General features: G+C 64.0%; 21 protein-coding genes. 9 read left to right on the top strand and 12 right to left on the bottom strand.

Going from position 1 to position 25,038, the window contains the following annotated elements; all coding sequences use genetic code 11:
- The first annotated feature begins 19 nt into the window (after positions 1 to 19).
- From AWB70_RS34840 to AWB70_RS34830, 3 genes are read left to right on the top strand one after another with little or no spacing between them, the layout of a single operon-like run.
- The gene (locus tag AWB70_RS34840; RefSeq protein ID WP_045450927.1) at positions 20 to 1,159 is read left to right on the top strand and encodes a glycosyltransferase family 4 protein; all 1,140 of its coding nucleotides are present in this window, start codon (positions 20 to 22) and stop codon (positions 1,157 to 1,159) included.
- Between the two features lie 24 nt (positions 1,160 to 1,183).
- Entirely contained in the window at positions 1,184 to 2,218 is a 1,035-nt protein-coding gene (gene galE / locus AWB70_RS34835) for a UDP-glucose 4-epimerase GalE (RefSeq protein WP_014192090.1), read from the top strand.
- 57 nt (positions 2,219 to 2,275) lie between these two features.
- Entirely contained in the window at positions 2,276 to 3,385 is a 1,110-nt protein-coding gene (locus AWB70_RS34830) for an MraY family glycosyltransferase (protein WP_014192091.1), read from the top strand.
- Positions 3,386 to 3,397: 12 nt separating this feature from the next.
- Here the strand turns inward: AWB70_RS34830 and AWB70_RS34825 are convergent, their stop codons facing one another.
- The 4 genes from AWB70_RS34825 to AWB70_RS34810 form a co-directional block, all read right to left on the bottom strand.
- A complete protein-coding gene (locus AWB70_RS34825) occupies positions 3,398 to 4,003 on the bottom strand; it encodes a hypothetical protein (protein WP_053568646.1) in 606 nt (201 codons plus the stop codon).
- A gap of 14 nt (positions 4,004 to 4,017) precedes the next feature.
- The gene (locus tag AWB70_RS34820) at positions 4,018 to 4,992 is read right to left on the bottom strand and encodes a DUF2515 family protein (RefSeq protein ID WP_235024416.1); all 975 of its coding nucleotides are present in this window, start codon (positions 4,990 to 4,992) and stop codon (positions 4,018 to 4,020) included.
- 212 nt (positions 4,993 to 5,204) lie between these two features.
- Entirely contained in the window at positions 5,205 to 5,900 is a 696-nt protein-coding gene (locus tag AWB70_RS34815) for a dienelactone hydrolase family protein (protein ID WP_053568648.1), read from the bottom strand.
- 62 nt (positions 5,901 to 5,962) lie between these two features.
- Complete coding sequence (locus AWB70_RS34810) at positions 5,963 to 6,784, bottom strand: alpha/beta fold hydrolase (RefSeq protein ID WP_014192093.1); 822 nt, start codon at positions 6,782 to 6,784, stop codon at positions 5,963 to 5,965.
- Between the two features lie 712 nt (positions 6,785 to 7,496).
- Between AWB70_RS34810 and AWB70_RS34805 the strand changes: the two genes are divergently transcribed.
- Complete coding sequence (locus AWB70_RS34805) at positions 7,497 to 8,852, top strand: hypothetical protein (RefSeq protein ID WP_053568674.1); 1,356 nt, start codon at positions 7,497 to 7,499, stop codon at positions 8,850 to 8,852.
- Position 8,853: 1 nt separating this feature from the next.
- Here the strand turns inward: AWB70_RS34805 and AWB70_RS34800 are convergent, their stop codons facing one another.
- On the bottom strand, positions 8,854 to 9,312 hold the full coding sequence (locus AWB70_RS34800; RefSeq protein WP_045450930.1) for a hypothetical protein: 459 nt from the start codon (positions 9,310 to 9,312) through the stop codon (positions 8,854 to 8,856).
- 117 nt (positions 9,313 to 9,429) lie between these two features.
- On the opposite strand from AWB70_RS34800, the gene AWB70_RS34795 reads away from it, so the two are divergent.
- A complete protein-coding gene (locus AWB70_RS34795) occupies positions 9,430 to 9,756 on the top strand; it encodes a hypothetical protein (protein WP_014192096.1) in 327 nt (108 codons plus the stop codon).
- 85 nt (positions 9,757 to 9,841) lie between these two features.
- Here AWB70_RS34795 and AWB70_RS34790 read toward each other — a convergent pair whose 3' ends face one another.
- The 5 genes from AWB70_RS34790 to AWB70_RS34770 form a co-directional block, all read right to left on the bottom strand.
- Positions 9,842 to 12,070 carry a polysaccharide biosynthesis tyrosine autokinase gene (locus tag AWB70_RS34790; protein WP_053568649.1) on the bottom strand — a complete coding sequence of 743 codons (2,229 nt, stop codon included), beginning with the start codon at positions 12,068 to 12,070 and terminating at the stop codon, positions 9,842 to 9,844.
- Between the two features lie 82 nt (positions 12,071 to 12,152).
- Positions 12,153 to 13,340, bottom strand: a complete 1,188-nt coding sequence (locus AWB70_RS34785) for a polysaccharide biosynthesis/export family protein (RefSeq protein WP_374730271.1) — start codon at positions 13,338 to 13,340, stop codon at positions 12,153 to 12,155.
- 17 nt (positions 13,341 to 13,357) lie between these two features.
- Entirely contained in the window at positions 13,358 to 14,737 is a 1,380-nt protein-coding gene (locus AWB70_RS34780) for an undecaprenyl-phosphate glucose phosphotransferase (RefSeq protein WP_014192099.1), read from the bottom strand.
- A 113-nt stretch (positions 14,738 to 14,850) separates the two neighbouring features.
- Entirely contained in the window at positions 14,851 to 16,380 is a 1,530-nt protein-coding gene (locus tag AWB70_RS34775; protein ID WP_053568650.1) for a mannose-1-phosphate guanylyltransferase/mannose-6-phosphate isomerase, read from the bottom strand.
- 142 nt (positions 16,381 to 16,522) lie between these two features.
- The gene (locus tag AWB70_RS34770; protein ID WP_045452144.1) at positions 16,523 to 17,521 is read right to left on the bottom strand and encodes a GlxA family transcriptional regulator; all 999 of its coding nucleotides are present in this window, start codon (positions 17,519 to 17,521) and stop codon (positions 16,523 to 16,525) included.
- A gap of 1,109 nt (positions 17,522 to 18,630) precedes the next feature.
- Between AWB70_RS34770 and AWB70_RS34765 the strand changes: the two genes are divergently transcribed.
- The 4 genes from AWB70_RS34765 to AWB70_RS34750 all read left to right on the top strand — a co-directional run bounded on the left by AWB70_RS34765 (position 18,631) and on the right by AWB70_RS34750 (position 22,097).
- Entirely contained in the window at positions 18,631 to 19,083 is a 453-nt protein-coding gene (locus tag AWB70_RS34765) for a GDP-mannose mannosyl hydrolase (RefSeq protein ID WP_014192102.1), read from the top strand.
- A gap of 304 nt (positions 19,084 to 19,387) precedes the next feature.
- Positions 19,388 to 20,452, top strand: a complete 1,065-nt coding sequence (locus AWB70_RS34760) for a GlxA family transcriptional regulator (protein WP_053568651.1) — start codon at positions 19,388 to 19,390, stop codon at positions 20,450 to 20,452.
- A gap of 50 nt (positions 20,453 to 20,502) precedes the next feature.
- Positions 20,503 to 21,090: a phosphatase PAP2 family protein gene (locus tag AWB70_RS34755; protein WP_014192104.1), complete on the top strand. Its 588-nt coding sequence runs from the start codon at positions 20,503 to 20,505 to the stop codon at positions 21,088 to 21,090.
- Between the two features lie 89 nt (positions 21,091 to 21,179).
- On the top strand, positions 21,180 to 22,097 hold the full coding sequence (locus tag AWB70_RS34750; protein ID WP_053568652.1) for a LysR family transcriptional regulator: 918 nt from the start codon (positions 21,180 to 21,182) through the stop codon (positions 22,095 to 22,097).
- Here the strand turns inward: AWB70_RS34750 and AWB70_RS34745 are convergent.
- Both AWB70_RS34745 and AWB70_RS34740 read right to left on the bottom strand, forming a co-directional pair.
- The gene (locus AWB70_RS34745) at positions 22,079 to 23,116 is read right to left on the bottom strand and encodes a glycosyltransferase family 9 protein (RefSeq protein WP_053568653.1); all 1,038 of its coding nucleotides are present in this window, start codon (positions 23,114 to 23,116) and stop codon (positions 22,079 to 22,081) included. The two genes, AWB70_RS34750 and AWB70_RS34745, sit on opposite strands and share 19 nt — an antisense overlap.
- A gap of 17 nt (positions 23,117 to 23,133) precedes the next feature.
- Positions 23,134 to 25,038, bottom strand: coding sequence for a polysaccharide biosynthesis protein (locus AWB70_RS34740; RefSeq protein ID WP_014192107.1), 1,905 nt, complete (start codon positions 25,036 to 25,038; stop codon positions 23,134 to 23,136).

Below are 25,038 nucleotides of genomic sequence, written 5' to 3'. Positions count from 1 at the left end.
GGCGAACCATGATTTCCGGATGACGAAAGAACAATCGAGTCTTCGCATCGCCCTCGTCTGCAACACGGCGTGGGCGATCTACACGTACCGGCGCGGCGTGCTGCGCATGCTCACCGCGCGCGGCGCGCAGGTGACCATCATCGCGCCGCGCGACCGCACGTTCGAGCCGCTTACCGAAATGGGCTGCCGCTGCGTCGAGTTGCCGGTGGCCTCGAAGGGCACGGACCCGCGCCAGGATCTGAAAACGCTCGCCGCGCTCTATCGCGAATACCGCGCGACGCGCCCGCATATCGTGTTTCACTACACGATCAAGCCGAACATCTACGGCTCGCTTGCCGCAATGCTCGCGCGCGTGCCCTCGATCGCGGTGACGACCGGCCTCGGCTATGTCTTCATCCAGAAGAGCCGCACGGCGCAGGTGGCGAAACTGCTGTACCGTTTCGCGTTCCGCTTTCCGCGCGAAGTGTGGTTTCTCAACAAGGACGATCATCACGCGTTCAAGCACGAGAACCTGCTCGCGCATCCGGATCGCGCGCGGCGCCTGCATGGCGAAGGCGTCGATCTCGACGAGTTCGCGCGCGTGGCGCTCCCCGCGCGTGAGGATTTCGTGTTCATCCTGATCGGGCGTCTTCTGTGGGACAAGGGCGTGGCGGAATATGTCGAAGCCGCGCGCCGTATCCGCGCGAAATTTCCGCACGCGCGTTTTCAGTTGCTCGGGCCGGTCGGCGTCGATAATCCAAGCGCGATCAGCCGCACGGACGTGCAGAAGTGGGAAGCCGAGAATATCGTCGAATATCTCGGCGAAGCGAACGACGTGCGTCCGCTCGTGGCCGCAGCGGATTGCGTCGTGCTGCCTTCGTATCGCGAAGGCGTGCCGCGCACGCTGATGGAAGCCTCGGCGATGGGCCGCCCGATCGTCGCCACCGACGTGCCCGGCTGCCGCGAAGTCGTCGAGCATGGCGTGAATGGCCTGCTCTGCGAGGTGAAGAGCGCCGACAGCCTGGCGGAGGCTCTCGAACGCATGCTGACGCTGCCCGCCGCCGAACGCGAAGCGATGGCCGAGCGCGGCCGCGAAAAGGTCGCGCGCGAATTCGACGAAAAAAATGTCGTCGAACGCTACAAGGGCACAATACATGCCATCACCGGCATATCACTCTGATCTCAGCAATCTGGAGAACACATGATGAATGGCAACCAGTCGATGAAAGGCACGATTCTCGTCACGGGCGGGGCGGGCTTCATCGGATCGCATACATGCGTCGAACTGCTCGATGCGGGCTACGAGGTCGTCGTCGTCGACAATCTCGTCAACAGCCGCGCGGAATCGGTCAGGCGCGTCGAGCGCATCACGGGCAAACGCGTTGCGATGTACGAGGCCGACGCCCGCGACGAAGCCGCGCTCAACCGCATCTTCGACGCGCACGCGATCACCGGCGCGATTCACTTCGCCGCGCTCAAGGCCGTGGGCGAATCGGTCGCGAAGCCGATCGACTACTACAGCAACAACATCGGCAGCCTGCTCGCCGTGCTCAAGGTCATGAAAGAGCGCAATGTGCGCAACTTCGTGTTCAGTTCGTCCGCGACCGTGTACGGCGTGCCGCAGAGCGTGCCGATCGACGAATCGTTCCCGCTCTCCGCGACCAACCCGTACGGACAGAGCAAGCTGATCGCCGAGCAGATCCTGCGCGATCTCGAAGTCTCCGATCCGTCATGGCGCATCGCGACGCTGCGCTATTTCAATCCCGTCGGCGCGCATGAAAGCGGCCTGATCGGCGAAGATCCGGCGGGCATTCCGAACAACCTGATGCCGTATGTCGCGCAGGTGGCCGTCGGCAAGCTGGAGCGCCTGCGCGTGTTCGGCAGCGATTACGAAACGCACGACGGCACCGGCGTGCGGGATTACATTCACGTCGTGGATCTGGCGCGCGGGCATATCGCCGCCATCGATGCGCTGAAGTCGCTCGATCGCAGTTTCGTCGTGAATCTGGGCACGGGGCAAGGCTACAGCGTGCTGGATGTCGTGAAGGCGTTCGAGGGCGCATCGGGCAAGCGCGTGCCGTATGAGCTCGTGCCGCGCCGCCCGGGCGATGTCGCCGCCTGCTACGCCGACCCGGCCGCCGCCGCGGAACTTATCGGCTGGCGCGCGGAGCACGGCATCGAACGCATGTGCGCGGATCACTGGCGCTGGCAGTCGCAGAATCCGCAAGGCTTCGCGTAAAGGCATCACGGCGCCGCGGTTCGATGCGGCGCCGCTTTCTTCCATCGGTTCAATTTCATGCTTAGTTTCGCGCTTGCTTTTCTGGTCTCGCTCTTCGTGACCTTGTTGATCGTGCGCTTCGCACACCTGCAGGAAGGCGTGCTCGGCGACACCGATCTCGCCGGCGTGCAGAAGTTTCACGCGCGCCCGGTGCCGCGCATCGGCGGCGTGGGCATCATTTGCGGGCTCACCGCATCGGCCGTGCAGTTGCGATGGGGCTATCCGTCCGTGTCGGGCGGCATTCTCGGCATCGTGGCGTGCGGCTTGCCGGCGTTTCTCTCAGGGCTCGTCGAAGATCTGACCAAGCGCGTCTCGCCGCTCGCGCGCCTCGTTTGCACGATGGCGGCCGCGGGCCTCGCCTATGCATTCCTGAACATCGCGGTCACGCGCATCAGCGTGCCGCCGCTCGATTTCCTGCTGTCCTACGCGGTCGTTTCGTGCGCGGTGACGGTGCTTGCCGTTGCGGCGCTCGCGAACGCGGTCAATATCATCGACGGCTTCAACGGCCTCGCGTCGATGGTCACGTTCATGATGTTCGCCTCGCTCGCCTACGTGGCGTTCCAGGTTCACGATCCGGTCGTGCTGTCCGGCTCGCTCATCATGATGGGCGCGGTCATGGGCTTTTTCATCTGGAACTTCCCCGCCGGACTGATCTTTCTCGGCGATGGCGGCGCGTACTTCGCCGGCTTCATGCTGGCCGAACTCGCGATCATGCTCGTGATGCGCAACCGCGATGTGTCCGCGTGGTATCCGGTGCTGCTCTTCATGTATCCGATCTTCGAGACGTGCTTTTCGATCTATCGGAAGAAGTTCATTCGCGGGATCTCGCCGGGCATTCCGGACGGCGTGCATCTGCACATGCTCGTCTACAAGCGGCTGATGCGCTGGGCCGTGGGCGCGAAGAACGCGCACGAACTCACGCGGCGTAACTCGCTCACGTCACCGTATCTCTGGCTGCTGTGTCTCATCGCGGTGATTCCCGCGACGCTCTTCTGGCGGCACACGCTGCATCTGTTCTGCTTCGTCGTGGTGTTCGCGGCGACGTACGTGTGGCTCTACATGAGCATCGTGCGCTTCAAGTCGCCGCGCTGGCTGGTGTTTCGCCGGCCGCATACGGTGAAGAAGTGATCGGTCTTTGCGTCATCGATCGCTCTCGGGCCGGTCATCAACCCACGGTCGACTCAGAATCAACGTAATCAGGTATCGCTCATCGTCGGGTCGAGTGTCGGCCTTGAAACATCGAATGTCGATTGCGATCTGGAGCTCAGGGCCACTGTTCCAGCGGGAAGTCGGATCGTCGCAGTTTCTGATCGCATCACGCGTCGCAACGTCGTCCCGGATCGGTTGCGATTGCCTGGACCTGAACGGCGTCCAACCGCGCCGCAACTGGTCCTGCAAGTTGCGGACGATTTTCAATGTTTCGTCCAACGGCAGCGGTTCCACCTGGGGTGAAAGGCGCACTCCATCCACCCTCCCGCGGCTGTCGTACGTCACCGCCAGAAACATTGAAGGCGGCGTGACAAGGACTTTTTCGTACGCCACGAGGCGCAACCTTGTGGGACGGGACACCACCCCCGCCCAATTCGTATTCTTTTCCGCGGGCGGCAGCGTAGACCGCGACCGTTCGCGCACCTGTTCATAGGGTTCCCCAAGCGTCAACACCACCTCATCGGGTGGCGTCAGCCATGCGTACAAACCCCATCCCGTCGCGCTCAGCAACACGATAGTGCCCAGCGCCTTGATCATTGGTCGTCGCATGGTCACCTCGGATGAGCGATGAGGTAAAGAGAATTCTCCACGTCGTATTTCTCCAACGGCTTGTGAAGCAATTCATTGAACCGATCCGCCGCATTTCTGACGAATTTCATGCGTTGGACCGGATCAGCGAGATTAGCCCTCGGGTCTTTGCTGAAGAGCACCTGAGCGGCATTGCCTCCCGTCACGGTGCATTGGTTCGCGAGCGTCAACTGAATCTCTTTGGCCGATCCGGTAGGAATGTTCAATGCCCATGCAAATTGATTGCCGCGCATCAGCGTGACGAACATCGGGTCTTGGTAGATGGCAGGTTGCAATATGTTGAGTTGCTCGTGACGCGCGAGAAACTCCATGCCGCTCTTGATATCGCCACGGTCGATTGCCGAAAAGGCGTCACGCACTTCAGGCCAAACATTTCCGAACGGAATCGATTTCAGCGGCCACTTCACCTCGGCACTGATCGTTTTTCGCAGGTGATAACAGCGCAGCAGCCGCTCCAGGCCGAAGGCTTCGTAGAATTTGTGCAGCGGCCAGACTTCGAGAAACAGTGCCGTGTTGCCCATCGCCAGCATCTGATACACCCTGGTCGCGCCTTCGCCCATCGCCTGATCCTGCATCGGCATTCGGGGGCTGCCATAGGGCGATATTTTTTCGATCGCTGAAGCATTTCGATCCCAGCGCTGGTACGCGTCGCGCTGCCGATTCGACTTCTGAATCATCTCGGCGGCGTTCAGCAGGCCGCATCCAACCTGCTTCGAGGCGAACGCGGCCAGTCCCGCCCACTGGAACCGGCGGTCATCCCACCACAGTCGAGCGTAGGCCGCATTGATGCGCTTGTTTCGCGCAATGGGGTCGGGGTCCGAGGCGATTTCTTCAGCGGACTTCTGCAAGTTGCGCCAGCAACGAATGCAATCCTGCACGTCCTCTTCGGCCTTGCGTCTTGCTGTTTCTTCTTCCGCTTTCCAGTTGGGATAACACACGGGGCAGTGCGGGTTATCGCACTTGGGACTGTAACCAGACACGATGATTGCTTACTCTCACACGGCAGTTGTTTATTTGGCATCCCTACGGATGCCGGACAACATAACGTGTCGAGAGGCGCAACTCGTGGATATTTGTCAAACTCGAACGGCGGCGGGCGCCCGATCGAGCGCCCGCACGTCCGCGAAGAAGGCCGAGCTTGCAGATGTGATTATTTCAAATGCGTCCTGAAAAACTCCGCAGTGCGCCCGTTAGCGAGCTGCGCGGCCGCCGCATCGTAATGCACACCCTGATTGCGCGCGAACGCGTGATGGCAGCCGGGATACGTGAACGCCTCGACATTCGCGTGTCCCTGCACCGCGGCGAGCACGCGGTTGCGCGCCTCCTCGTTGATGAACTCGTCCGCTTCCGCGAGATGCAGCATGAGCGGCACACGGATCTTCGGCAATTCGCCGAGAAATTGGTCCGTGCCGCCGCCGTAGTAGGAAACCGATGCATCGACATCGGTGCGCGCGGCGGTCAGAAACGACAGCAAGCCGCCAAGACAAAAACCGACGGACCCGATCTTTCCCTGCACCTGCGATAGCCCGCGCGCAAAGCCGATGGTCGCCGCAATGTCCTCGACGCCTGTGTTCATGTCGAACCCGGTGTAGTACTTCATCGCCTGCTGCCACTCGGCTTCGGTCTTGTCGGTCAGGACGACGTTCGGCTCCTGACGCCAGAAGAGATCGGGGCACAGCGCGACATAGCCCTGGCGCGCATACTCCTCGCAGGTTTCGCGCATGTCGGCATTGATGCCGAAGATTTCCTGAAGCACGACCACGGCGGGCGCGGGCGTTTGCGCGGGATAGGCGACGTACGCATCGAAATTGCCGTCGGGCGTGGAGATGCTGAGCATGTCGGACATGGAAGTCTCCTTGTGGCGGGGGCCGGCGCATCGTGCGCCGGCGCTTCTTCATGCACCCTGCTTCACGACTCGATGAACGCCAGCAAATCCGCATTCACCTTGTCCGCCTCCACGGTGCACATCCCGTGCGCGCCGCCCGGATACACCTTCAACGTCGCGTTCTTCACGATCTTCACCGCCTTCTGCGCCGCCGCGCCGATCGGCACGATCTGGTCGTCGTCGCCATGCAGGAAGAGCGTCGGCACGTCGAATTTCTCGAGATCGGCCGTGTAGTCCACTTCGGAAAACTGCTTGATGCACTCGTATTGCCCCTTCATGCCGCCGCGCATGCCCTGCAGCCAGAACAGGTCGATCACGCCCTGCGAAATCTTCGCGCCGTCGCGGTTGTAGCCGTAGAACGGCATCGTCAGATCCTTGTAGAACTGCGAGCGGTCGGCGGCGACGCCCTTCCTGATGCCGTCGAACACGTCGATTGGCAAGCCTTCCGGATTCGCCTCGGTCTTCAGCATGAGCGGGGGCACCGCGCCGATCAGCACCGCCTTCGCGACGCGCTTCGTCCCATGCCGCCCGATGTAATGCGCGACTTCCCCGCCACCCGTCGAATGGCCGACGAGCGTCGCGCCCGTCACGTCGAGCGTGTCGAGCAGCGCGGCCAGATCGTCGGCGTAGGTGTCCATTTCGTTGCCTTCCGACGGCTGATCCGAGCGGCCATGCCCGCGCCGGTCGTGCGCGATCACGCGATAGCCCTTGCCCAAAAGAAACAGCATCTGCGCGTCCCACGCATCGGCGTCGAGCGGCCAGCCGTGCGAGAACACCACCGGCTTGCCGCTGCCCCAGTCCTTGTAATAGATCGAGGTGCCGTCCTTCGTCTTGATCGTGCTCATCGTGAGAATTCCTGGCTATTTCAACAGTTGGGAGATGCGCCCTGTCCGGCGATCGCGCTCGAACGAGCGTGCGCCGGATGGGCAGCCGAAGTGTGAAACGCTTGTGTGAAACGTTCGTGTGACAGCGCGACGCGCACGCCTGGTCCGCGCATCGCGCAGCGGGAACCTATTGGTAAATACGCGAAAAATGGAACGCGCGCCAGCATTGATTCGCCGGGCGGCAGGCAAGGCAGGTGTCGGCACGCCGTGCAGCATGCCCGTTTACTCGTCCTGGCGATGATCGCGAGTCCCCGGATGAATCGATTCGAATCGATCGATCGGGTCCCGGCATGCGTGACGCGCCGAACGAGCCCATGCCGTTCCCTTCTGCGAGGGACGCTCGTTGACGTGTGGCGCGCGCGGCAGCCGCCGCGCATCCTCGTGGGCTCGCCGTCCCGCCATCGCGGGGCGCCTCGTATCGGCGCGCGCACGCACATCGCACCTATGGATTGGTCTGTCGCCGGACGATGCCACATCCGGCCATTCATCTTCTGTCGGCCCATGCGAGGCGATCCGCCAGAATCACGCCCTTTACGGACAGCGCGGCACGCGCGCGTCGCCCGCCGCACACGGAAATCGCCGCGCCTTCGCGCAGCGTTATTTGGCGCACACGTGCACGACGAAACCCGCTGATATATTCGACCCACAAATAAAAGGGGTGCCCGAGGACGTCATGCGCAACAAGTTCGCCGTCGTCTGGATCTGGCTTTTTCTGCTTCCGCTCGCCTTCGACATCAAAGGCGTGGCAAGCGTCGACAGGGCCATTCCGATTCTGCTCACCGTGACATCGATGGGCGCGGCCTGCGCCGTCCTGCTGATCGCGCCACGCTTCGCGCGCCGCTCGCGCCTGCGCACATTCGTCACGTCGCTGCTGCTGATCACGCTCGCCGGCAGCGCCGCCACGCACGCGCTGCAAGGCAACGACGCGGGCAACTACGCGCGCGTGATCCTGCCGTTCCTCCTCATGCTGCTCGGCTACTTCGTCGGCTGCCGTCCATGGGATCTGCAACGCCTCGGACAGATCGAGCGGGCGATGGCCGGCGCGATGGTCGCATCGCTCGTCGTGAGCGTCGGCTTCGGCGTTAGCGTGGGCGCGGGCGACGGCCTCGTCCCCATCACGTTCCTCTGTCTCCAGGCGCTGCTGCTGCATGAGCTCGTCTTTGCGAAGCGCATGGCCAGATTCAACGTGGCGCTGTTTCTCGCGACTATCGTGATCGAGCTGCTGTTCGTCACGCGCAGTCTGCTCGTCGGCACCTTGCTGCTCTTCGTCTATGCGACGTGGCTCGCCGCGCCGTCGCTCCGGCATTTCTTCGGCGCGACCCTGCGCGCGATCGCGATCCTGGCGCTGCTCGGCGCGATGGCGGCTGCGTCTGCGTCGTTTTTCCCGACGGTTGCCGGGCATTGGCTGCCGGACGTCTCGCTCGTCCGTGACGACGCCGCGCTCGCGCGCCTCGCCGAAATGAGGGAACAGGTCGAACAGACGACATCGTCGGCGCTATCGACGATAGTCGGCATGGGCTACGGCCACGATTACGGCTCTTTTGACGGAGCGATCAGAAACTGGACCGCCGGCCACGACTTCTGGGTTTATCAGTTCTTCGCAGGCGGCTTGCTGTTCGGGCTCGCGTTGCCGGTCGCCGTGCTGTGGGCGCTGTGGCGAGGCTCGATGGCCTATCGCGCGTGGCGGCTTCGCGCGCCCGATGCACGCCATCTGCCCGAACTCGGGCGCGCGCTGCTGATGCTCGCGGCGCTGCCCGCGACGTCGCTCGGCGGCAATCCGCTTGGCAACGGTTTTGCGGCGGCCGTGTTCGGCGTCGCGCTGGGCGTGAGTGTGGCGTCGTACGGGCGCATCGCGTACGCGATGCAGACTCGCGCGGCAGTTGAATCGGGCAAACAGCCGCCGCGCGGCTATCCGTACTATGGTGTGCCGCCCGAGGAAACGCTGCCGGAGTTGCTGCCTGCGGGCAGCGCGCGAGGGCAAGGCGGTCAGGAGCCGCCGGAATCCAGCTCGCTCACGCCTTACGCCTGATTCACTGCGCGGGCAAATGCGTCCGCAGATATTGCGCGAACCCGTTCTGCACGGAGATGATTTTGGTGGCGCAGTCGTCGAAGTCGGAGCCGCGCGCGCGTTCGTCTTCGAACATGCCCTTGCATTGCGCGAAGAGCGAGATCGTCGCGCCGTTGCCGTTGGCGATGCGCGTCGCGGAAAACACCGGCTTGCCGGTGCCCGAAGGCACGTCGGTTTCGATCGCGGCGTCGTCGGCGCGGGTCAGGCGCTCTTTCGAGTTCTGCTCGACGTACGTCTTCGTGAGCTTCCACGCCGCATCGCACTGCGCGGCGTCGCGGCACGCGACGGTCGCATTGCGCTGCGCCGTGTCGAGCGACTGCTGCGAAAGCAGGAACGTGCGTTCCTTCTGCTGCTCCTTCTCGACGGACGAGCAGGCCGTAAGGACAATCGAAGCGACTGCGAGAGCGATGAGCTTTTTCACGGGCGTAAAGCGAAAGATCAGGTCGGACGGCGATTATAACGACGCCCGCCCGCACCGCGCGGGAAGCGTCCGCGCCAACGTGCCGTCGCCCGCAGCTTTCCACTATCGGAGGTGTCCATGAAACATGCGCTATGCAAGGCGCTTTTGCCGCTCGCGCTGGTCGCATCGGCGGCTGCGCACGCGAGCGATCTGGCCGACGCGGCGTCCGCCGAGCTGGCTTTGTCCGGCAGCGGATCGAGCGGGCGGCTGCTCGCCCAGGAAAACGGTTACGCGGGAAATCCCGCAGGCAGCGCGCGGCTTCGTCCAAGCGCACGCACGGCCGACAGCCGTTCAATGACGACGCCCAAGAGCGCCGCCGCGATCCTCTATCCGCCGCCGCCGGGCTTCAAGACGCCCAAGACGAACCCGGCCCGCGCGCGCGACATCTACAAGTCGCCGTATTGAACCCTTCGAACGTTTCGAATGCTTTAAACGCCGGAAAAGAAAACGCCGGCATCGCAATGCCGGCGCGCGGTGGGAAGTGCGGCGACTACTCCGCGATGCTTTCGTAGCTGTAGTAGCCCGCGTACGTGCTGCCGTTCAATACCTTCGATTGCGGCACGTCGGTGAGCAGCACGCCCTTCATGTGCACGCCGCCGTTGTGCAGACGCTTCATCGTCTCGCCGATCTCCTGCACCTGATTCTTGCCGTGCCGCACGACGAGCAGGCTCGTGCCCGCGTGCTTGCCGATCACGGTCGCGTCGGTGACGGCGAGGACCGGCGGCGTATCGATGACCACGAGATCGTAATGCCGCTTGAGCTCGGCGAGCACTTCGCCGAATCGATCGCTCGCGAGCAGCTCCGAAGGATGCGACGGCAGCGAGCCCTTGGTGATGAGATCGACGCCCGGCAGCACGTCGTGAAGAATCGTGCTCATCACGTCGGCGCCCATCAGCACGTCCGAGAGACCGGGCGAATGGCGCACGCCGAAATGCGAGTGAATGTCGCCGCGGCGCATGTCGCCGTCGATCAGCAACACGCGCTTTCTGGTCGAGGCGACGAGCGTCGCGAGATTCGCCGACAGAAACGACTTGCCCGCTTCCGGGCGCGATCCCGTCAGCATCACGACGTTGTTGCGCGCATCCGTGAGCTGCAGTTGCAGCGACGTGCGCAGGCTGCGAATGCCTTCGACCGCCGCATCTTCCGGCGCCTGCGCGGCGAGCACGTGCAGGCCTTCGCGGCGCATGCCCACCTGCCGTTGCAGGCGAAGCTGCTGGGTGCTGCGCGGCACGATCGCGAAGACGCGCGTGCCCAGTTGCCGCTCGATATCTTCCGGACGCTCGACGCCGCCATACAGCGCCTTGCGGATAAACGCGACGATGATGCCGATTACGAGCCCGATGCCTGCCGCGATCAGGATCACGAGCATGCGCTTCGGGCGCACGGGATCGTCGGGCACTTGCGCGAAATCGACGACGCGCACGTTGCTGCCCTGCCCGGCCTTCGCAATGCGCATCTGCTGCACACTGGCGAGCAGGTTCGTGTACAGCTCCGTGTTGACGCGAACGTCGCGCATGTAGCGCAGCGCGGTCTGCTCGGTATCGGGCAGCGTCGAAACGTTTTTGCCGAGGCGCGTTTGCGCGTTGGTGAGCGCGGCGATCTGCGCATCGAGCGCCTGCACCGACGGATGATTCGCCGTGAAGCGCAGCGAGAGTTCGGCGCGCTGCTGTTGCAGGTCCGCGAGCTTCGTCTTGTTATCGACGATCTGCTGCAGCAACAGACGGCTTTCCTCGTTGAGATCGACGCTGCCCTGCTTGTTGCGGAATGTGTTGTAGCGCTGCTCGGCTTCGTCGAGCTGCTTCTTCGCGAGCGGCAATTGCTGGTCCAGGAACGACAGCGTATGCTCCGCATCCGACGAGCGCTTCTCCGCGTCCTGCTGCACATAGCGGTGCGCAATGTTATTGACAATTTCCGTGATTTGTTTCGGATTGCTACCTTCCAGAGATACGCCGATGATCCCGGACTGCAATGCGGCCTCCGCAACGGTCAGGCGCTTCTGAAGACGGTCGATCGTCGTAACGGTCGAGAAACGCTGCAGTTCGAACTGCACGCCGGGCTTGCCGTCGAGCTTGTCGACCCTGAGCGTGACCGGGCCTTGCGGCGTCATGCCGGAAGCTTCCTTCCCGACGTGCCCCGTGAGCACCGCGAGACCGTCCGGATCGTTGAGCGCGTAGGTGCCGTTCTGGCCCGCGACGAGCGTGAATTTTTTGTCGTAGAGCGCTTTCGGCGTGTCGAAGAGCGGCACGTCGATCTGCTCGCCGCCCCACGCGAAACGCGACAGATAGCCCTGCGGCACCGGCTTGCCGAGCATCGAGAACGCTGTGCCGATCGCGCCGCCCAGAACGGGCATCGAACGCGGCGCGGCGCTCACGTCGAGATGAAACCGTCGCACGGCGTCCTCGATCACGAGACGCGAGCGCAACAGCTCGATCTGCGCGGCGGTGACGGACTTGGCTTCCGATGTCTGCGGGATGGCCTGCTGCCCCGCGCTGGCAGGGACGTTCGCGGTGTTCTTGTCGTGCTCGTCCACCTGGATCACCGCGTCCGCCTTGTAGGTCGGCGTCGCGAGGAAGGCGTACGCGGTCCCGATCGCGGTCACGGCGAGCATGACGACGGTCACGAGCTTCCAGTTGCGCATGACCGCCGCCAGATAGTCGGACAGCCGCAACTCGTCGCCCGTCGATACGTCCACGTACCGTGAATCGAAGTTTGTCGCCATGATCTCGCTCGCTTGCTGTTTTCTTGTAAGTCGAACAATGATTCCCGGCGCGCCCCCGTGCGCGCCGGTCAGACGCTTGCTATTACTTCGTCAGCACGGCGGCCGTCAGACCCGCGTTGATCGCCGGCAGCAACAGGTTCAGGACGCGCGAGAAGCGCACCAGCCCGTTGTTGTCCACGTAGACGACGTCCTTCGGCTGCAACTCGAATCCGTTCGCGAGCAGCATCGACACCGGCGAACGCGCGTCGAGGTGATACACCTCCGGCTGGTCCGTCTGGCCGTTGCGGATCACGTACACCTGCTTCGGATCGGACGTCTCGGCGTTGAAGCTGCCGCCCTGCGAGATCGCATCCGAGAGCGTCATCTTGCCGTTGCGCATCGGGATCACGGTGGCGGGACGCGTCACTTCGCCCATCACGTAGACGCCGTTTTCGTCGCGCGAATCGACTCGCAGCGCATCGCCCGGCTTGAGCATGATGTCCGACGGGCTCTTGCCCTTCGAGGTCATGCCGGCCATGTTGATGTGATACGTGACGCCGTCGCGGATAAGCGTGACGCGGCTCTGGTCCGCCGTCGGCGCGAAACCGCCCGCGCGGCCCACGGCTTCGGTCAGCGTCATCGGAATGTCGTTGATCTGCTGCGCGCCCGGCGTGCGCACGTCGCCGTCGATATACACCTGCGACGCGCGGAACGATGCGACGCGCACCGTCACCTGCGGCTTCACGAACACTTTCGACAGCTCCGAATAGAGCTCGCGCTGCACCTGCGTCTCGGTCTTGCCGACGACATGCAGCGGCTTGTTCACGTACGGGAACTGGATGTTGCCGTCCGCATCGACGACGAAGCCGGGCGCGGCGTCCGACGTGCGCGCCTGAGCCAGCGGCTGGCCGAGCGCCGCGACGAGTTCGGGGTGATCCCACACCGTGATCTGCAGCACGTCGCCGATGCCGAGCTTGTACGGCGCCGGCTTGCCGTAGAGCGACGCGTTCGGATCGTTGGTGGCCGTGGCCTGCGTGGTGCGCATCTTCTTGATGAGCGTGAGATCGATCGGCGTGATCGGAATGTTCACGGTCGATGCCGGGTCGCCCTGATCGTTCGACGTCTCGACGAGTTGCGGCGGCTGTTCGAAATGCATGCCCGGCGCGAGCCCGCAGCCCGTCATGACGACACAGATGGAAGCTGCCGCGGCCAGGCTCGTGAGGCGGAAGATACGCGACACGTTGGTGTTGGCGGCCAGTGAGGTGGTGCCCGGTTGTTGTTGGTTGTGCATGATGGTCGTCCCCTGCATCAGTAAGCGTTGGTGTGGCGTAGTCCCTTGAAGATCGTTGCGGCGATGATTCTCATATCGAGTCCGAACGACCAGTTACCCAAATAGTACAAATCGTGAGCGACGCGTCCTTCCATCTTTTCGATCCGATCCGTTTCCCCACGAAAACCGTTGACCTGGGCCCAGCCGGTGATGCCTGGCTTGATCCGGTAACGGTGGATGTACCCCGATACGACCTTCTGATACAGGTCGTCATGTTCGAGCGCGTGTGGACGCGGGCCCACGACCGACATGTCGCCTAGCAGAACGTTGAAGAACTGCGGCAGCTCATCGAGGCTGGTGCGGCGCAGGAACGCTCCGACACGGGTCACGCGCGGATCGTTGCGCGTGGCCTGCTGGAGCACTCCGGCCCGTTCCGTGTGCATGCGCATCGAACGGAACTTGTAGATGGTGAAGACGCGGCCGTCCGCGCCCTTGCGGCGTTGCTTGAAGAACACAGGCCCGCGCGAGGTCAGCTTGATGGCGAGCGCGATGCAGATCAGCAATGGCGAAACGGCGATGATCGCGCCGAGCGCAAATGCCCGGTCGAAGAGTTCCTTCTGCAACTGCGCGGACGCCGACAGCGGCGACGCGACGAGATCGATCGCGGGCTGGCCGAGCAGATCCGTCACGCCGCTTTCGAACAGCGCGAGGCTGCGCACGTCGGGAATGAAGCGCACGTTGACGAGATCGTCGCGGAATTCGTTCACGAAGCGCAGGATCGTGCGCTCCTCGGAAAGCGGCAGCGCGAGCCACACTTCGTTCACGTTCTGCGAGCGCACGAAGCTGATGAACGCATCGTAGTTGTCGTAGACCGGCACGCGCGCGGTGAGACGCCCCTTGCCGGGCACCGCGTTGAACGCCGCGCTCATGCGAAAGCCCGTGTCCTGCGAGCGTTCGATCTTGCGGACGATCGAATCGCAATGCCTGCCCCCGCCGACGATCGCGACCTGCTGCAGGTTCATGCCGGCGTTGCGCATATGCGCGAGGATCGCGTGCGTGATGAGGCGGCCGGCGATCATGAGGCCGCCCGACATCGCCGTCCAGTACGCGAACCAGAGGCGCGACACGTAGTCGAGCCGGTGCAGCGAGAACATCAGCGCGAGCGCGCAACCCTGCACGACGAGCCAGCCGAGCGAGACCTGGCAGGCAAGCTGGAGCTTGCTGCGGCCGCGCCACGACTGATAGACGCCGAAGCCAGGAAAGAGCGCGAGCGAGAACGCCGCCGCGAACGCGACGAACGCCACCGAATAGGTGTGAGCCTCGATGTACTCGAACCTGATTTGCGACGCTACCGCCGCGCCGCCAACGATCATCAAGACGTCGAACAGGCGCGCGAGCAACCCTTGTAAATCGCGCATGTCATCTCCCCGAAACGCAATCAGCCCCTTACTGCTCCGCTTTGTCTCCTCCGTCGCCCGTGCCCGTCTTTTTCGAATGAAAGCCGTTGCAACGCCCGCTGCTACACGCTGGATCAACTCCGGCCGTAGGTATCGTCGAAGCGCACGATGTCGTCCTCGCCGAGATAACTGCCGGATTGCACCTCGATGATCTCGAGCGGCACCTTGCCCGGGTTCTCCAGGCGATGCCGCACGCCGAGCGGAATGAACGTCGATTCGTTCTCGCTCAGAAGAAACTGCTCTTCGCCGCGCGTGACGAGCGCCGTGCCGCACACGACGACCCAGTGCTCCGCGCGATGGTGATGCATCTGCAGCGACAGCTTCGAGCCCGGCGACACCACGATGCGTTTCACCTGAAAGCGCTCGCCATGCTCGATCGAATCGTAGAAACCCCACGGACGGCGCACCTTGCGATGCGTGTCCGCTTCCGGCGCATGCTGCTCGCGGATGCGCGCAACGAGGCCCTTGATGTCCTGCACGCGCGAGCGGTCCGCGACCAGCACGGCGTCGTCCGTCTCGACGACGATCACGTTGGTCGTGCCCACGCACGCGACGAGCCGCCCGCCTTCCGAGCGCGCATAGCTCGACGTCGCGCCTTCGAACACCACGCGCCCGCTCGCTACGTTGCCGGATTCGTCCTTGTCCATCGCGTCCCACACGGCGTCCCACGAGCCGAGATCCGACCAGCCCGCGACGAGCGGCACGACCACGCCATCGCACGGCTTGCTCGGCGTGCCGATGTGTTCCATCACCGCGTAGTCGATCGAATCGGACGGCGCGCGGCCGAATTGCGCGGCCTGCGGACGGAAGAACTTGCCGTCGTGCTCGCCGTCTTTCGCGGCGGCCGAACACGCGGCGTGCATGTCGGCATTGAGCTTTTCGAGCGCCGCGAGCCACACGCTCGCGCGCACGATGAAAATGCCGCTGTTCCACCAGTACGTGCCCGCCGCGACGTATTGCGCCGCAAGTTCGGCCGCGGGTTTTTCGACGAAGCGGTCGATGCGATGCGCGCCGTCTTCCAGCGCATCGCCCAGGCGGATGTAGCCGAAGCCCGTATCGGGGCGCGTCGGCGGAATGCCGAGCGTCGCGATCATGCCGTGCTCCGCATGCACCGCCGCGATTGCAATCGCGCGATGCAGCGCCGGAATATCGGCGATGGAATGATCGGCGGGCATCGCGACCATGATCGCGTCTTCGCCGCCCTTGATCGCTTCGAGCGCCGCGAGCGTGAGCGCGGGCGCGGTGTCGCGGCGCGCGGGCTCCACGATGATGCGTGCATCCACGCCGCTTTCGCGCGTCTGCTCTTCGGTGGTGAAGCGATGCTCCTCGCCGCACACGATGATCGGCTCGCCGTCCACCGCGAAATCGCCCGAAAAGCCCTTCAGGCGCGAAACCGTGGCCTGAAGCAACGAGTCACGCCCGACGACGCCGATCAATTGCTTCGGGAACTGTTCACGCGACATCGGCCACAGGCGCGTGCCCGAGCCGCCGGCGAGAATGACGGGAACGAGGCGTCGGCAAGGTCCGGCCGCCCTGGCCGGACCCGCCTCCACACCTGCTGCTCCTTGCGCCACCCCACCTTCCGTGCGTGCTTCATTCGTCATAGAGGACTCCTGCCTGCGTATTCAGCGAACGGCAATGCCGCCCGAGAATGATTCAGTGCCGGACCGATCGGGTCCGGCCAAATGTCCGACGCTTTACGCCATAGTTGGCGCTTGCGCGGCCCGCATCACACTTTGCGCGGGCTCAGCCATTCGCCTCGCGCCTGCTCTGCGTCCGGTATTCCGTCGGCGAGATCAGAAGGCGCTTGCGAAAAATCTTGGCGAGCCTGTCGCCGTTGCCCATGCCGCTTCTGCGCGCGATCTTGTCGACCGGCAGTTCCGAATCCGTCAGAAGCGCACAGGTCACGGCAAGCCGCGCCTGCAACAAATAATCGGATGGCGTGATTCCCATCTCGATCTTGAAGCGGCGCAAAAAGTTGCGCTCGCTCATTGCGGCCACCTGCGCCGCATCGACGACCGAAATCGGCCGTTCGCAGTTGTCCTGCAGCCAGCGCGCCGCCGCGCGGATCTTGTCGCCCGCGGACGCCGCGCCGCTGTCGCCGAGAATCGACACGAGCTTCGCGGCGGAACCCGGCATCAGGCGCTCGGCGACGCTGCGCGACACGTCGATGCCCAGATCGCGCTTCACGATGAGCAGCGCGCCCTTCATCGATTCATAGCGGTCGCCCGCATCGCCCTGTTGCTCCTCGCGCACGAGGTGAATCATTGCGTTGCCGTAGCGCTGCGCGTCCTGCGCGTGGCCGATGCCCGCGGCATCGAGCACCTTGCGCCCTTCGGAGATCGCGCGCACGACCGTGGTCTTCGACTGCACGCGGCGCAGCCATTCGACGATGCGATCGTCCTTGGCTGCGTCGTCCGCGCCGCGGCCGCCCGCGACGAAGAGCGCGTCGAAGCCGCCGTAGTGACGCGCATCGAGGCCGTCCGTCCACACACGCACCGACGAGGAGCACGCAACATTGCCGCCCTCGACGGACAGAAACCGCACGTCGTACACACACTCCGCCCGAGCCTTCGCCGACGACAACTCGTTCGCCATATGGAAGACCTCCGCGACGATTCCCGCGCCGAGCAGGGAAAAGCCGTCGAACAGCAAGATCGCGATGTTGCGCACCTCGGTCTGCGAGGCTCGCGTCGCGGCGGGCGTCCAGCCCACAGCGGCGGGTTCTACATTGGCGTAGGGCATGGTCATCCTCTGCTGCTTGTTTCCTGGAAGGCGCGGAAAGCGTTGCTCGGCCATTGCGGCGCATCAATGGACTATCCCGAACTTCGCCGGGTTGCCGTGACCGATTGGAACGAAGTGTTGGCGGAATCGATCCGCTGGCTTGAATAATAAGCAGACAATCTTTTTTGCGCTCTATGTTTTCGCTCTTAAACCACAATTTCTGTTCCGCTGTGAGGGTGAGCGCACATTTGGATATGCATCGCGCAATTCGGTTCACTCCATTTTTCAGTGGATGAAAAACAAATGCGGTTTTGTCATACAAACTTCTGGGTCCCGTGCTAGCGGATTCTGCTTCGAAAGCCGCCGAATCGGCCAAACACACCAACGCAGAGCCCCGACCCACGGCCCTCGGCGGTTTCCGGCGCGTAATCCTCGTTTGTCTGACAAAGCAAATTGATACATTTATGAAACATGCGCCGCGCCTGAATCGATCGTTCGGACCGGATGAATCGGCAAATTTTGGCGGCGTCGTTACATTTTAAAACCTTATGTAATCATCCCCGCAGACGCCGATGTAAAACCGGAATTAGATTGCCCGTTAATTAATCCGGATTTTCCGATTAATCCGCGCAGCCCGACAAGATTAACTCGGATTATCTCGCGCGGGTTTTATTCAACGGCATAATGCGGTCGTTTCATATGATGTTCCATGCTGCGCTGCGGCATCGGTGAGTCGGCGCTAAAGCCGCATGTACGCGGGACTCGGGCGACCTTCACCGCCAAGTTCGTTCGGGCGTTTTGCGGCGGCGCACGCGCGTTGCCAATTCCGGCACGAACGAATGCGCATTTCGCATTCTTCGGTGGAATACGGTTTTTAGCGGCGACGAGAAATTGCTTCCATCGCCTGGGGGTTGTGCGCAATGTCGGCCGTTCACAAATCGGTCAGCTTTGCCGCCTTTGCAACACGGTGAGCGGTACAACGGGACGCAGCGCGCGATGTTTCAATCGTGAGAAGCACGCCGGGGCGTGCGGGTGCGCACGGTCGGTCGGGCGGCGGCGCAGGCATCATCGTGTGCGCTTGGCGCGCAGGCGGACCGATGAGGCGGGCAGAAACCAAACACGGAGAGACGATGCTCAGCCAGGCCGATTTTCTGACAGTGGTGCGGCTCACGCCGCTCGTGGCGATCGACCTGATCGTCACCGACGGCAACCGGCGCATTCTGCTGGGCCATCGACGCAACCGGCCGGCGCAGGGCACGTGGTTCGTGCCGGGCGGGCGCATCAAGAAAAACGAGACGCTCGATGTCGCGTTCAAGCGCATTGTCAGCGACGAGCTCGGCGTGGCGAGCGCGGCGCGTTCGGCATCGCGCTTTTTCGGCGTCTACGAACATCACTACGACGACAACTTCGCGGGCGCGGACGGCATCGGCACGCATTACATCGTGCTCGCCTACGCGATGACGCTCTCCGGCACCGTGCCGATCGGCCGCTTCGATCAGCACAGCGGTTATCTCTGGCTGCCGCCCGACGAACTGCTCGCGCGCGGCGACGTCCACGAGAACACCAAGGCCTACTTCCGCTGACCGGACCAAAGACAAACGGCGCGCATCGCTGCGCGCCGCCCGCCCTTCCGCCAAGAAACCCGCTCACCCGATCCCGGAAAATCCCCCGTTTTCATCGGATGACATCAATGATGTGAGCGTATCCCGCGAGTATCGAGATCATCTGCCAACAGTTCGTCAATTTCGGACTCGGCGCGCGGCGACTGTTGGCCGCCGCGTATAGTGCGACCCATGTAACTCACTTTCCCGCTACTTGCGTTCCTTCATGGATGGGACCGGAACGAGCGCCGCACGCGGGCTCCCGGTCCGCACAGGGGAGAAGTCGATGGTGTACGCCAATGGTACGGGCAGGCTCCAGGTCGTGCGGGCAGCCGACCCGCCGCCCGCCGAGATGGCCAGCGCGGCGAAGCGGATCGGCATTCTGATCTTCGAGGACTTCTCGCTCGTCGAGGTCAGCTCCATCTCCGAGGTCTTCTCGCTCGCGAATCAGGTTCGCCTGCCTGCGGAGGCCGGGCAGCCCGCTCGTGCGCCCAACTATTCGCTGATGTTTCTGTCGAGCGAGGGCGGCAGCGTCGCGAGCAGTTGCTCGATGCGCATCTGGACCGAAAGCCTCGAAACGCGCTGGATGAACGAGTGCGACGCGCTCTTCATCGCGGGCGGCGCGGGCGCGCGGCAGGCACGGCACGACGCGGCGCTGAAGAAGCGCCTCGGCCGCGTCGCGCCGAAAATTCCGTTCATCAAGGCGATCGGCGAAGGCGCGCTGATGCTCGCCGCGGCCAATCTGAGCGTGCAGAACCGCTCGCTCGATTTCATCGGCGACGCCGACGATCACGCGCCGTCGCCCGCGCTGATGTCCACGTTGTCGAATCCGCTTTTCATCGCCGAGCAGACGCTCACGCTCGACGACCCGAAAGGGCCGATCGCGGCGGCGCTGTCGATCGTCAAGCGCGATCATGGCGCGGCGGTCGCGCGCGAAGTGTCGGAGCGCTCGATCCCCGGCGCGTGGCAAAAGCTCGCCACCGTGCTCGACGATACCGAAGGGGGCGGCGTGCGCCAGAAGATCGAGGCCGCCGCGCGCTGGATTCGCGAGAACTACGTGCGGCCGATCTCGATCACCGATGCCGCACGCGTCGCCGCGATGAGCGAGCGCAATTTCCTGCGCCGCTTCAAGGCGCAGATCGGGCTCACGCCATCGGAATATTTACTTCGTGCGCGGCTCGATGCGAGCTGCATGCTGCTCGCCGCGACCGACTTGCCCGTCGACAAGATCGCGCGGCGCTGCGGCGCCGGCAGCGGCGACGGCCTCGCGAAAATCTTCCGCAAGCGGCTTTCCATTTCTCCGACCGAATACCGGATGGCGGGCCGCCGGAAACAGGGCGACACGTCTTAAGCGGGTTCGGGGCCGATGACGCTCGCGCCCGCGAGACCTTCAAAAATTGCATGGAATCAAAGGTACTCTGGACGCTTTCGAATCTCGGCGACGCGGCGCTTCTGCTGCCGCTCGCGCTCGTCTGCGCGCTCTGGCTGCGCTCGGTCGATACGCGCCTCGCGCTGCGCTGGGCGCTCCTGCTCGCGGCCGGCATGGGGCTCGTGGGCCTCTCGAAGATTCTCTACGCCGGCTGCGGGCTCGAATTCTCCGCCATCGACATGCGCATGATCAGCGGGCATACGATGCTCGCCGCGTCCATCTATACGGTCGCGGGCGGCCTGCTCTTCGGCGCGCTGGGCGGCGGCTGGTATCGCCTCGGCGCGGCGGGCGGACTCGCGCTCGCGGCGGCCATCGGGGCGAGCCGCATCATGCAGGACGCGCACACGCCCGCCGAAGTCGTCGCGGGATGGATGCTCGGCGCGGCCATCGCGGCGATGTTCCTCGCGCGCGTCTTCGACCGTCCGCGCAAGATGCCGAGCGCGCTCGTCGCGGGTCTCGGGTTTCTCGCCGTCTCATCGATCGCCTACGGCCATCACGCGCCGTTTCAGCGGATGATCGAACACTACTCGTGGTGGTTCTGCCAGGGCATCGGGCTCTGAAACGACCGTTGTGCGGGGATTGGGCGCGAGCCGGCTGATCGCTTGTATCATCGTCGGCTAAAAACAATCTTTGTTTCCGGACCCCGAGCATGGATCGCTTCCTTGCAATGAAAGTGTTTGCGCGCGTCGTCGAGGCGGGCAGTTTTTCCAAAGCCGCCGACGCCCTGCGCCTGCCGCCCGCGAGCGTCTCGCGCACGCTCCAGGCGCTGGAGGCGCATCTCGGCGCGCGCCTCATCAACCGCACGACGCGCAGCATCAGCATTACCGAAGACGGCGAAGCGTATTACGACCGCTGCGTGCGCGTGCTCGGCGAAGTGGACGACATGGAGGCGTCGCTGTCGCACTCGAAGCTGAGTCCGAAGGGCAACGTGAAAGTCAGCCTGCCGCAGGTGATGGCGAAAAACACCATCATTCCCGCGCTGCCGGAGTTCTTCGCGGCGTATCCGGATATCGGCGTCGAGTTGCTGCTGACCGACCGGCAAGTGGATCTCGTCGAGGAAGCCGTCGATTGCGTCGTGCGCGTGGGCGCGGTCGGCGACGTCGGCCTGGTCGCGAAACGCATCGGCGCTTACACGCAGATCACCTGCGCGGCGCCGAAGTACATCGAGACGCATGGCGAGCCGGTATCGCTCGACGATCTCGATCATCATCTCGCCGTCGGCTACGTGCTGAACAACTCGGGGCGCGTGCGCAACTGGGAATTCGTCGCCGATGGCGAAACGCGCACCATCGCGATGAAGCACAAGATCGCCGTGAACGACGGCGATTCGTATATCGCGGCAGGCGTGTCGGGGCTGGGGCTGATCCAGAGTTCGAGCTATACGCTCGATCCGCTCATCAGGAGCGGCGCGCTCACGGAAGTGCTCAGGGAATACCCGTCGCATCCGCGCGTGGTGTCGGTGCTGTATGCGGCCAACCGGCATCAGCCGCGCCGCGTGCGCGTGTTCATCGACTGGGTCGCGGAGCTGTACAGCCGGTTGCCGGTGTTTCAGGTCAGGCCGAACTGAACGTCGCGCGCAAAAGGCATCGCGCGCCAGTCGTAATCGCGATAGGCGCGCTCCAGCGCGTCGAGATCCGCCGGCCGCGCGCTGGCGTGCATGCCTTGCAGATGCGGCACATCCATTTCCACCGCGACGCAGTTCGCGTAGTCGCGCGCGCGCATCGATGCGGCAATCGTCGAGAAAAAGGCGGTTGTCGGCACGTCGAAGCCCGCCGCGACGTGCAGCGCCGCCGTGTCGGCCGTCACGACATAGCGCGCGTGCCTGATCCACGCGAGGAAGTGGTCGGTATCGGCGCAAAGCGGTGCGATGTCGCGATAACGCGGATGATCGACCGCGCCGAAACCCGCCACCGGCAGACCGGTTTCATCCGCGAGCCGCGCGACGATACGCGCACGCGCCGACGCGGGAATGCTGCGCACCGGCGTGCTCGCGTCGGGACAGAAAAGCGCGCAGGGTTCGCTGGACATCGATGGCAGCGGCACATCGGCGAGCCAGCGATTGCGCTTGTCTTCGGCGGCGATGCTGCCGGGCGCGACGCCCATCGCCCAGAGGAAGAAATCGATCATCGGCATCGAGGCGAAGCGCGGCCAGAACAGTTGATTGCCGATATCGATGCGCAGTTCATCGGCCGGAAGACTGGCTAGCGGCACGGGCAGATCGACGAGATCGCACAGACCGCGCGCGAGTTCGTAGAGCCGCTGCACGTAACGCGGCGCGCGCGCCGGACGATACACCGTGAAGGCGAGATGCGGATGCCGCCGCCGGATCGCCGCGAGCGCCGACAGCCCGATGATCGAATCGCCAAGCGTGACGCCGAACGCATTGACGAGATGGACGCGGCTCGCGTGCGCGTAGTCGGCTTCGAAGGCTTCGCGGCCCGCGTTGCGGATGCCTTCGGGCAACGCCGAGAACCCCGATGCATCGGCATGCGAAACTTCGAGATCGTACGGCGCGACGATTTCCCCGCTCGACGACAGCAGCGAGCCCGCATGGGTCAGCGCATGAACTTCGTCGAGCGTCGCCATGCGTGACCCCTTTGGCGTCAGCCCGCCGCGCCGTGCTGGCGCGCCGTCTGCGCCGCTTGCGCGCTCGCCACGCTCTGCAGCACGGGCAATGCCGCCGTCTGATACTCCGGCACCCAGCGGCGCAGGTCGCGACGCACTTCGTCGTCGGACAGCACGCGATGCTGCATGAGCCACGGCAGCAGTTCGTCGATGAAATGATCCGGCACGCCGCGCGCCTGCGCGATGCGCAGCTTCGGATGCGGCGTGCGCGTGGTGGTTTCGTCGTCCGCCAGTAGTTCTTCGTACAGCTTTTCGCCCGGCCGCAAACCCGTGAACACGATGCGAATCTGCTCTTCCGAGAAGCCGTAGAGACGAATCAGGTCGCGCGCGAGATCGACGATCTTCACGGGCTGACCCATGTCGAGAATGAAGATTTCGCCGCCGCGCCCCATGCTCGACGCCTGCAGCACCAGTTGCGCGGCCTCGGGAATCGTCATGAAGAAGCGTGTGATTTCCGGATGCGTGACTGTCACCGGACCGCCCTTCGCGATCTGCTGCTGGAACTTCGGAATCACGCTGCCCGCGCTGCCGAGCACGTTGCCAAAGCGCACGGTTTCGAACTGCGTGCGCGGCGCGGACTGTTGCAGCGCCTGACAGGCCATCTCGGCGAGACGCTTGGAAGCGCCCATCACGTTGGTCGGGTTGACGGCCTTGTCGGTGGAGATCAGCACGAAATGGCGCACGTCGTGGCGGATCGCCGCGCGCGCGACGCGCAGCGTGCCGAGCACGTTGTTGCGCACCGCCTGCCACGCGTTCTGCTCTTCCATCAGCGGCACGTGCTTGTAGGCTGCCGCATGGAAAACGATGTGCGGCGTAAAGCGCGCCATGGTCTGATCGAGCAGCAGCGAATCCTTGGCATCGCCGACGACCGGAATCACCGAGCACTCCGGAAACTTCTCGTGCAGCTCTTCGATGAGCCGGTACATCGCGTATTCGGAGAGATCGTAGGCGATCAGTTGCGCCGGCGAGAAGCGCAGAATCTGGCGGCAGAGTTCCGAGCCGATCGAGCCGCCGCCGCCCGTCACCATCACCACGCGCCCGTGCAGCAGTTGCTCGACGTGCGGCATGTCGATCTTCACCGGCTCGCGGCCAAGCAAATCTTCGAGGTCGATCTGGCGCACGCGCGACAGAAAGTTCGTGCCTTCGGTGAGCGGCGAGAGCGCGGGCAGCACCATCACCTTGACGCCGGCGCGCACGCACAGCGTGGCCACGCGCCGCTGCTCGGCCACCGAGGCCGACGGAATCGCGATGATCACGTAATCCGTCTTCAGCTGCTCGGCAAAGCGCGGCAGATCGCCGAACGAGCCGAGCACCTTGTGCCCGAGCACTTCGCGGCCTTGCTTCGCGGGATCGTCGTCGAGCAGGCCGACGAGACGCCATTCGCTCGAACGCGCCAGCTCGCGCGCGAGCATCGCGCCCGCCGTGCCCGCGCCGAGCACGATCACGGGTTTGCCCTGGCCGACGAGTCCGCCGTACAGATAGAACTCCTTGCCCGCCCGATAGAGCGCGCGCGCGCCGCCCATCGCGAGAAAGAGCAAAAGCGGCGAGACGATCAGCACCGAGCGCGGGATGATCGGCATGGGCTGCGACATCACCGCGCCCACCATGACCACGAGCGCGCCCACCACGATGGACTTGGAGATGCGCATCAGGTCCGGCAGGCTCGCGAACACCCACATGCCGCGATAGAGGCCGAAGACGCGGAACACGATGCCGTAGACCGGCAGCACCCAGAAGAGCGCCATGAGCGCGCCGTGGCGGAAATCCTGCGGCACGGCCCCGTTGAAGCGGATCACATAGGCGGCGAGCCATGACCCGGCGACCGCCACCAGATCGAAGAAGAATGCCCCCGCCGACAGCCACGATGCTTTTATTCGATTCAT

The organism is Caballeronia cordobensis (assembly GCF_001544575.2).
Classification (GTDB): Bacteria; Pseudomonadota; Gammaproteobacteria; order Burkholderiales; family Burkholderiaceae; genus Caballeronia; species Caballeronia cordobensis.
The sequence above is the reverse complement of the archived record's forward strand: the minus strand, read 5'-3'. Positions and strand labels throughout refer to the sequence as shown.